General features: G+C 67.1%; 11 protein-coding genes. 5 read left to right on the top strand and 6 right to left on the bottom strand.

Features of this window, described 5'->3' with window-relative positions; all coding sequences use genetic code 11:
- Positions 1-58: 58 nt before the first annotated feature.
- Together H0X91_RS12045 and H0X91_RS12050 are read right to left on the bottom strand one after the other, a co-directional pair.
- Complete coding sequence (locus H0X91_RS12045) at positions 59-955, bottom strand: alpha/beta fold hydrolase (RefSeq protein WP_012492553.1); 897 nt, start codon at positions 953-955, stop codon at positions 59-61.
- Positions 956-1,078: 123 nt separating this feature from the next.
- Positions 1,079-1,987, bottom strand: a complete 909-nt coding sequence (locus H0X91_RS12050) for a LysR family transcriptional regulator (protein ID WP_006495363.1) — start codon at positions 1,985-1,987, stop codon at positions 1,079-1,081.
- 134 nt (positions 1,988-2,121) lie between these two features.
- Between H0X91_RS12050 and H0X91_RS12055 the strand changes: the two genes are divergently transcribed.
- Genes H0X91_RS12055 through H0X91_RS12065 form a run of 3 tightly spaced genes read left to right on the top strand, consistent with a single transcriptional unit; the run spans position 2,122 to position 4,452 of the window.
- Positions 2,122-2,679 (top strand): ester cyclase, encoded by a 558-nt coding sequence (locus tag H0X91_RS12055; RefSeq protein WP_058901392.1) that lies wholly within the window; start codon positions 2,122-2,124, stop codon positions 2,677-2,679.
- A gap of 11 nt (positions 2,680-2,690) precedes the next feature.
- Positions 2,691-3,701: a polysaccharide deacetylase family protein gene (locus tag H0X91_RS12060; RefSeq protein ID WP_060210808.1), complete on the top strand. Its 1,011-nt coding sequence runs from the start codon at positions 2,691-2,693 to the stop codon at positions 3,699-3,701.
- A 37-nt stretch (positions 3,702-3,738) separates the two neighbouring features.
- Positions 3,739-4,452, top strand: a complete 714-nt coding sequence (locus H0X91_RS12065) for an SDR family oxidoreductase (RefSeq protein WP_062884777.1) — start codon at positions 3,739-3,741, stop codon at positions 4,450-4,452.
- Positions 4,453-4,528: 76 nt separating this feature from the next.
- Here H0X91_RS12065 and H0X91_RS12070 read toward each other — a convergent pair whose 3' ends face one another.
- Together H0X91_RS12070 and H0X91_RS12075 are read right to left on the bottom strand one after the other, a co-directional pair.
- The gene (locus H0X91_RS12070) at positions 4,529-5,170 is read right to left on the bottom strand and encodes a CoA transferase subunit B (RefSeq protein WP_062884575.1); all 642 of its coding nucleotides are present in this window, start codon (positions 5,168-5,170) and stop codon (positions 4,529-4,531) included.
- Position 5,171: 1 nt separating this feature from the next.
- Positions 5,172-5,876 carry a CoA transferase subunit A gene (locus H0X91_RS12075; protein WP_006488507.1) on the bottom strand — a complete coding sequence of 235 codons (705 nt, stop codon included), beginning with the start codon at positions 5,874-5,876 and terminating at the stop codon, positions 5,172-5,174.
- A gap of 220 nt (positions 5,877-6,096) precedes the next feature.
- Here H0X91_RS12075 and H0X91_RS12080 point away from each other — a divergent pair, with 220 nt between their 5' ends.
- Positions 6,097-6,642: a LuxR C-terminal-related transcriptional regulator gene (locus H0X91_RS12080; RefSeq protein WP_006488515.1), complete on the top strand. Its 546-nt coding sequence runs from the start codon at positions 6,097-6,099 to the stop codon at positions 6,640-6,642.
- Between the two features lie 127 nt (positions 6,643-6,769).
- On the opposite strand, the gene H0X91_RS12085 is transcribed toward H0X91_RS12080, so the two are convergent.
- Positions 6,770-7,210, bottom strand: a complete 441-nt coding sequence (locus H0X91_RS12085) for an acyl-CoA thioesterase (protein WP_062884576.1) — start codon at positions 7,208-7,210, stop codon at positions 6,770-6,772.
- A gap of 32 nt (positions 7,211-7,242) precedes the next feature.
- A complete protein-coding gene (locus tag H0X91_RS12090; protein WP_011545236.1) occupies positions 7,243-8,025 on the bottom strand; it encodes an SDR family oxidoreductase in 783 nt (260 codons plus the stop codon).
- Positions 8,026-8,132: 107 nt separating this feature from the next.
- On the opposite strand from H0X91_RS12090, the gene H0X91_RS12095 reads away from it, so the two are divergent.
- A partial coding sequence (locus H0X91_RS12095; RefSeq protein ID WP_226209475.1) for an FAD-binding protein occupies positions 8,133-8,354 on the top strand: 222 nt, incomplete at its 3' end.

Consider the following 8,354-nt stretch of genomic DNA (forward strand, 5'->3'; position numbering starts at 1 on the left):
GTGAGGAATCGGACGGCGGCACGGCCCGCGTGCCGCCGAACCGCATATTATGACGCGTTTATGCGTCGCCTTCGACGAAAAACCGCCGCGCGAGCGCAATCTGGTCGGCGCTGACGAAGGCGGGCGCGTGGCCCGCGCCCGGAATCTCGACCTGCGTCACATGGCGGCCGCGGCGAACCATTTCGGCCGCCGTCTCGCGCGACAGCAAGTCGGACGTCTCGCCACGCACGACGAGCAGCGTCGCATCGGTCGCCTCGATCGCGTGCCACAGCGCGGCTTCGCCGAGTGCGGCCAGTTCGGGCGTCGTGGCCTTGAACGGCTCGGCGATGCGCGGGTCGTAGCGCATCGTCCAGCCGCCTTCGGGCAGCTCGTGCAGCAGCGGCCCGTTGATCTCGCGCCACTCGTCGGCGCTCAGCGCGCCGAACGGCAGCGACAGCGACGTCAGGTAGTCGATCCCCTCCTGCTCGGTCGCAAAGCGCGGCTGCACGCCGAGGTATTCGCCGATGCGCGTCAGCGAATCGGGCTCGATGCGCGGGCCGACGTCGTTGACGATCATCCGGCGCACCGGCGAACCGGGCAGCCCGGCCAGCGCCATGCCGATCAGGCCGCCCATCGACGTGCCGAACCAGTCGACCGATTCGACGTCGAGCCGCGCAATCAGCGTCACCATGTCGGCCACGTACTGCGGAATCGCATAGTGCCGCGGATCGGCCAGCCGGTCCGATTGGCCGCGCCCGACGACATCGGGGCAGACGACGCGATACGTATCGGACAGCGCGGCGGCAAGCCGGTCGAAATCGCGTCCGGAGCGGGTCAGGCCATGCACGCACACGAGCACGCGCGGATTCGCGGGATCGCCCCACTCGGTATAGGCGACGTGGTGAAGGCCGGCCGCGCTCGCACACTGCACGCGCCGCTGGCGGGGAACCGGGGGATTCGCTGGGGTCGTTGGCATCGTTGGCATCCTGTCGAACGGGGGCGACGCGCGGGACAACGCCTGCGGCGCCCGATGCAAACGATTGTAAACCGCTTCGGAATGACGGGCCGCGACGCGCCCGGCCCACCATCCGGAACGGGTTCAATCGTGGCGGCGCCACGCGTGACGCAACTGCTCGCGCAGGAAATCGACGAACGTCCGCACGCGCAACGACACGTGACGGCCGCCGGGATAGACGGCATGCAACGGCGCGGCGGGCGCCTCGAAGGCCGGCAGCACGCGCACGAGCCGACCGGCGTCGAGATCGGCGCCGACGTCCCAGATCGACTTCAACGCAATGCCCGCGCCTTCGAGCGCCAGCGTGCGCGCCGCGCCGCCGTCGTTCGTCAGCAGCGTGGCCGTCACCTCGACCGCCACGTCACCTTGCGCGCCGTCGAACCGCCATTCGGCACGCGGCTGATCGCCCATCACGATGCATCGGTGTGCACGGAGCTCGGCCGGATGGGCCGGCCAACCGTGCGCCGCGAGATAGCCCGGCGACGCGCACAGCACGCGATGATTCGGCGCCAGCTCGCGCGCGATCATCGTCGAATCGGCCAGATTGCCGATCCGCACGGCGACGTCGATATCGGCTGCCAGCAGATCGACGACCGTATCGGTCAGCATCAGCTGCACGGTCAATTGCGGATGTCGCTGCTGAAATGCCGCAATGAGCGGCGCGATCCGCAGGCGGCCGAGTTCGCCGGGCGCCGTCACGCGCAGCACGCCGCTGACCGTGCCGCGGCGATCGCGCATCAGCGTTTCGGCATGCTCGACCTCGGCCAGGATGCGCAGCACCTGCGCATGAAACTGCGCACCGTCGTCGGTGAGCGTTTGCTGCCGCGTCGTCCGGTGCAGCAGGCGCACGCCGAGTCGCGACTCGAGATGCGCGAGCCGCTTGCTGACGACCGACAACGACAGGTCGAGCTCGCGCGCCGCCGCCGACAGGCTGCCGGCCGACACGATCCGCGCGAAGGTATCGAGCGCCGGGAAATCGTCGATCAGCGTCATGGCGTGCGCCTCGCCCAAACCTTTCCTTTTTTCGAATAATCCATTCGCATTTTGCCAGTATTTGCATTCATAACGGAAACCTACCATACCTGTTCCGCGTCGTCGCACGACGCCTTCACAGGACCCTCGAAACCATGTCGATCCGCCTTCGTTCGGCCGCCCGCCCCCTCGCGCACGCATTCGCGACAGCCGCCTGCGTCGTGGCGCTCTGGCCCGCCGCTTCCCGTGCCGCCGACCTCGTCGCACCGCACAGCCTGACCGTCGCGGCAGGCTTGCCGGCCGCGCAGGCACGCGCGCAAATCCTGGTCGCGCGCCGCTACGGCACCTTCTGGAATACCGGCGACCCTGCGCTGGCTCGCGCGGCGCTCGCCGTCGACTTCACCGACCGAACGCTGCCGCCCGGCCGCGAACAAGGCGTACCGGGGCCACTCGCGGCCTCGGGCACGATGCGCGACGCGATCCCGGACCTGCGCTGTGACATCGAACAGATGATCGTCGCGGGCGACCGGGTCGTCGTGCACCTGCATTTCCGCGGGCATTTCACCGGCGCTTTCAACGGAACGGCGGGGCGCGGACAGGCGATCGACTTCATCGCGACCGATATCTACCGGATCGACCAGGGCCGGATCGCGGAAAACTGGCACATCGAGGACAACCTGACGCTGATGCGTCAGCTCGGGCTCGTCGGCTGACGGAGGGAACGATGACTCACGGCAACCACCCTCCCGCGACGCCGCTGCCGCGCCGCACGTTCCTGGCCCAGGCCGGCGCCGGGCTCGCGGCCGGCGTCGCGGCGGCCGCAGGCGCCTCCCTGCCGGCAACCGCCGCGCCAACGGCGGCGCTCGCCGCACCGGGCGCCACGCCGTTCTGGCCCGACGGCGCGCGCATCGTGATCTCGATCTCGATGCAGTTCGAAGCAGGCGGACAGCCGCCCACGGGCGCGGACAGCCCGTTTCCGACCGTCGCGTTCCCGCCGTCGGTACCGGTCGATCTCGCCTCGGCCACCTGGTTCGCGTACGGCTACCGGGAAGGGATTCCGCGCCTGCTCGATCTGTGGGACCGGCACGGCGTGAAAGTGACGTCGCACATGATCGGGGAAGCCGCGCGCCGGCACCCCGATCTGGCGCGCGAGATCGTGTCGCGCGGCCACGAAGCCGCCGCGCACGGCCCGACGTGGCGCGCGCAATTCACGATGAGCCGCGACGACGAGCGCCGCTTCCTGACCGAAGCACGCGACATGGTCGAAGCGGTGACCGGCCAGCGTCCGACCGGCTACAACTGCAACTGGCTGCGGCGCGGACCGCATACGTTGTCGCTGCTGCAGGAACTCGGCTACACGTATCACATCGACGACGTCAGTCGCGACGAACCGTTCGTCGAGACCGTCGGCGGTCGCGATTTCGCCGTGGTCCCGTACACGCTGCGCAACAACGACATCCTGCTGATCGAAGGCCGCCACTACACGCCGGCGATGTTCCTCGAGCAGATCAAGCTCGATTTCGACCAGTTGTACGCGGAAGCCGGGCAGCGGCGCAGACTGATGTCGATCAGTGCGCACGACCGGATCAGCGGCACGCCGCAGATGGTCCGCGCGTGGGACGACTTCCTGCACTACGCGCGATCACATCCGGGGGTCGCTTTCATGCGCAAGGACGATATTGCGCGCTTCGCGCTGCGCAGCCCGTCGACGCTGCGCGAGACCGAAACGATCTGACCGGATGCCGTTCAACTCATCACCAGGAATGACCTTCATGAATGATCCGCTCCACGGCAAGAACGTCCTCGTCGTCGGAGGCAGCTCCGGCATCGGCGCCGCCACCGCGGCGGCTTTCGCGCGACACGGCGCGCGCGTGACGATCGCGTCGCGCGATCCGGGCAGGTTCGACGTCGATGCCATGCCGGGCGCGCACGTGCGGACCGAAACGCTCGACATCACCGATACGGCGGACGTCGATGCGTTCTGCGCGCGCGCCGGCCAGTTCGACCACGTCGTGATTTCGGCCGCGAAGACGGCCACGGGCGCAGTCCGCGCGCTGCCGCTTGCCGACGCGCAGGCTGCGATGGACAGCAAGTTCTGGGGCGCGTACCGCATCGCCCGCGCGATCGATATCGCGCCCGGCGGCTCGCTGACGTTCGTGTCGGGCTACCTCAGCGTGCGACCGAGCGCGTCGTCGGTGCTGCAAGGCGCGATCAATGCGGCGCTCGAGGCGCTCGCCCGCGGCCTGGCGCTCGAGCTCGCGCCGGTTCGCGTGAATACCGTGTCGCCGGGCCTGATCGCGACGCCGCTGTGGGACAAGCTCGCGCCCGATGCACGCGACGCGATGTACGCCGGCGCGGCCCGGCGGCTTCCGGCCCGCAGGGTCGGCCAGCCGGAGGATGTCGCGAATACGGTCCTGTATCTGGCGGCCACGCCTTATGCAACCGGTTCGACGGTACTGATCGACGGCGGCGGCGCGATTGCGTGACGCATGCGGTCATGACAAAACGCCCCGCGTTCCGTGAGGAACGCGGGGCGTCGAGCATGACGCAACGACGTGATGCTCAGGCCACGGCGCTGACGTCGAGCGGTGCGCCCGTCTTCGCCTGGATCTCTTCGGCGCTCACGCCGTCGGCGAGTTCGAGCACCTTCAGGCCGGCCGGCGTCACTTCGATCACGCCGAGATCGGTGATGATCAGGTCGACCACGCCGACGCCCGTCAGCGGCAGATTGCATTCGTCGAGGATCTTGTGCTGATCGCCTTTCGCGACATGCTCCATCAGCACGACGACACGCCCCACGCCCGCGACGAGGTCCATCGCGCCGCCCATCCCCTTGATCATCTTGCCCGGGATCATCCAGTTCGCGAGGTCGCCCTGCTTGCTGACCTGCATCGCACCGAGGATCGCGAGGTTGATGTGGCCGCCGCGGATCATCGCGAACGAATCGGCCGACGAGAAGATCGACGAGCCCGGCAGCGTCGTGACGGTCTGCTTGCCGGCGTTGATGAGATCGGCGTCGACTTCGTCTTCGGTCGGCGACGGGCCGATGCCGAGCAGGCCGTTCTCCGACTGCAGCCACACCTCGACGCCTTCCGGCACGTGGTTGGCGACGAGCGTCGGCAGGCCGATGCCGAGGTTCACGTAGAAGCCGTCCTGCAGTTCCTTCGCCGCGCGCGCGGCCATCTGGTCACGATTCCAGGCCATGTCAGTCTCCTTTCGCGCGTACGACGCGTTGTTCGATGCGTTTTTCGGGCGTCGCGTTCAGCACGATGCGCTGCACGAAGATCCCCGGCGTATGGACCTGGTCCGGATCGAGCGCACCGTTCTCGACGATCTCCTCGACCTCCGCCACGGTGATCTTGCCGGCCATCGCGCACATCGGGTTGAAGTTGCGCGCGGTGCGGCGGTAAATGAGGTTGCCGGACTTGTCGGCCTTCCATGCCTTGACGAGCGCGACGTCGGCCGTCAGCGACGGCTCGAGCACGTAGTGGCGATCGCCGAACTGGCGCGTTTCCTTGCCTTCCGCGATCACGGTGCCGTAGCCGGTATTCGTGAAGAACGCGGGGATGCCCGCGCCGCCCGCGCGCAGCTTTTCGGCGAGCGTGCCCTGCGGCGTGAATTCAAGCTCGAGTTCGCCGGCCAGGTACTGGCGCTCGAACTCCTTGTTCTCGCCGACGTACGACGAGATCATCTTCTTGATCTGGCGCGTTTCCAGCAGCAGGCCGAGGCCGAAACCGTCGACGCCCGCGTTGTTGCTGATGCAGGTGATGCCCTTGACGGCCGAATCGCGCAACGCCGCGATCAGCGCCTCGGGAATCCCGCACAGGCCGAAGCCGCCCACCGCGAAGGTCTGTCCGTCGCGGACGATCCCCTCCAGCGCGGCAGCCGCGCTTGGATAGACTTTGTTCATCAGTTGTCCCTTCCTCTATGGAAACCAGCAAAACCGGTTCACGCGCCACGTGGCGCAAGCCCGCCGCATCATTCTATGCACGCGCGGCAAAGCCTGCGTCGAGGCACGCTGTTTTTATGTCGCGACACACCGCCGCGAGATGCCTGAAAGGGTACGATGTGACGCCGATGCGGCACAATACGCAAAAATACATAAGCATTTGCCTCCGCTTGCCTGCGCCATGCCCGATCTCGATTACCAGACCGCCTTCCATCTCGCGCCGCTCGGCCTCGTGCTGTCGCGCGACCGCGTGATCGAGGACTGCAACGACGCGCTCGCGTCGATCTTCCGCTGTGCGCGGGCCGACCTGATCGGAAAATCGTACGCGGTGCTCTACCCGTCGACGGACGAATTCCAGCGGATCGGCGAGCGCATCGCACGCGTGATGGTCGCGAACGGCATCTACTCGGATGACAGAATCATGAAACGCGCGGACGGCGAGCTGTTCTGGTGCCACGTGACGGGCCGCGCGCTCGACCGCACCGCACCGCTTGCGGCCGGCGTCTGGACCTTCGAGGATTTGAGCGCGACGCGCCGCGTCGCGGTCGAGCTGACCCCGCGCGAGCGCGAGATCGCCGCGCAGCTCGCGACCGGCAAGACCAGCAAGCAGATCGGGCGCGTGCTCGACATCAGCTCGCGCACGGTCGACATCTACCGCGCCCGGCTGATGCGCAAATACGGAACGAACAATACGCCGGAGCTGCTGCAGCGCCTGCTCGGACAGTGAACGCGCGTCGCATCGCGGCGCTCGAATGACGATCGGCCGCACACGGCGGCCGATCCGGGGAAACATCGGGGCAACAACGAACACGGCGCGCCACCGGCAACCCGGTGCGGCCTGCCGATAGCCGCGCTCAGCCGACTTTCGTCGCGAGCGCGTGCTCGATCGTGTCGCGCAACAGTTGCGGCAGCGGCACCGACTTGCCGAGCGCGTAATCGACCCACACGCAACGCGCGTTGCCGCGGGCATAGACATGCTGCGGATCGTCCGCGCGCGTGAGCTCGAACCCGGTGTCGAAACTGCTTCGGCCGGGCTTCGCGGCCGACATCTTCGCGATCACGTCGCCCGGATAGTGCAGCTGCTTGAGGAACTCCATCGACGCGGTGACGATGACGGGCCCCTGCCCCTCGCCGTTGCCGCCGGCAATGCCGAGCTGCTCGAACCACGAAATCCGCGCCTGCTCCATGTAGCGGAAATAGACCGTGTTGTTCACATGGCCGAACGCGTCCATGTCGCCCCAGCGGATCGGCATCGACATCTCAAAAACGGGGGAGTAATCGTTTGTTGCGCTCATTGCAGTCTTCTTTGTTGCTGAATGTCATCCGCTCACGCGAGGCCGAAGCCGTCGTCCGCGGAGATGATCGAACCATTGATGAACTGCGACTCGTCGGCCGCGAGCAGCAACAACAGCCCGTCGAGATCCTGCGGCTTGCCGACACGCCGGCGCGGCAGCATCGACTGCAGCTTCTGGCCCTGCTCGGTTTCCCACAGGTAATGATTGATTTCGGTATCGATATAGCCCGGACAGATCGCGTTCACGTTGATCCCGTGGCGGCCCCACTCCAGCGCCATCGCGCGCGTCATCTGCACGACCGCGGCCTTGCTCATCGCGTACAGCCCGATCTGCGGGAATACGCGCAGCCCGGCCACCGACGCGATGTTGATGATCCGGCACGGCGGCTTGCCGTTGCCGCCGCCGTTTGCGCGCATGATCATCCGCTTCGCGACTTCCTGCGCGACGAAAAATGCGCCGCGCGTATTCGTATCGAACACGAACTCGAAATCCGCGGGCGTCACGTCGACGAGCTTCTGCATCGTCGACACGCCCGAATTGTTCACGAGGATGTCGATCGTGCCGGCTTCCGTCTCCGCATGCGCGACGGCCGCCTTGATGCTCTGGACGTCGGTCACGTCGAGCGACACGACGTGCGCCGCGCCGCCCGCCGCCTCGATTTCCGCGCGCAACTCCTTCAGGCGTTCGACGCGGCGGCTCGCGAGCACGACCTTCGCGCCGGCCTGCGACAGCACCTGCGCAAAACGCTGCCCGAGGCCGCTCGACGCGCCCGTGACCAGCGCAACCTTGCCTTCCAGATTGATCGATCGACCCATTTGCACATCCCCTTTCGATGTCGTTTCGCCGGCCCGGGCGGCACAGCCCGAGCGGCATTACCCTAGCACAAAAAATAGAACGATCGTGCTAATCTACCTGCATGTTGTTGCGGCAAGCGTTTCGTTTCGCAGACAATACGCTCCCGAATAAAAGCATTCTAACGGTTAGAGGAACGCCAATGACCCCCGCAAGCCTCATCGAGCAATACGGCCCGCGCGAATCGATGGAATACGACGTCGTGATCGTCGGCGGCGGCCCCGCCGGGCTGTCGGCGGCGATCCGGCTCAAGCAGCTGGCCGCCGAGAAAGGCGCCGAGATCGGCGTGTGC

The sequence above is a fragment of the Burkholderia sp. 9777_1386 genome, from assembly GCF_015712265.1.
Lineage (GTDB): Bacteria > Pseudomonadota > Gammaproteobacteria > Burkholderiales > Burkholderiaceae > Burkholderia > Burkholderia cenocepacia.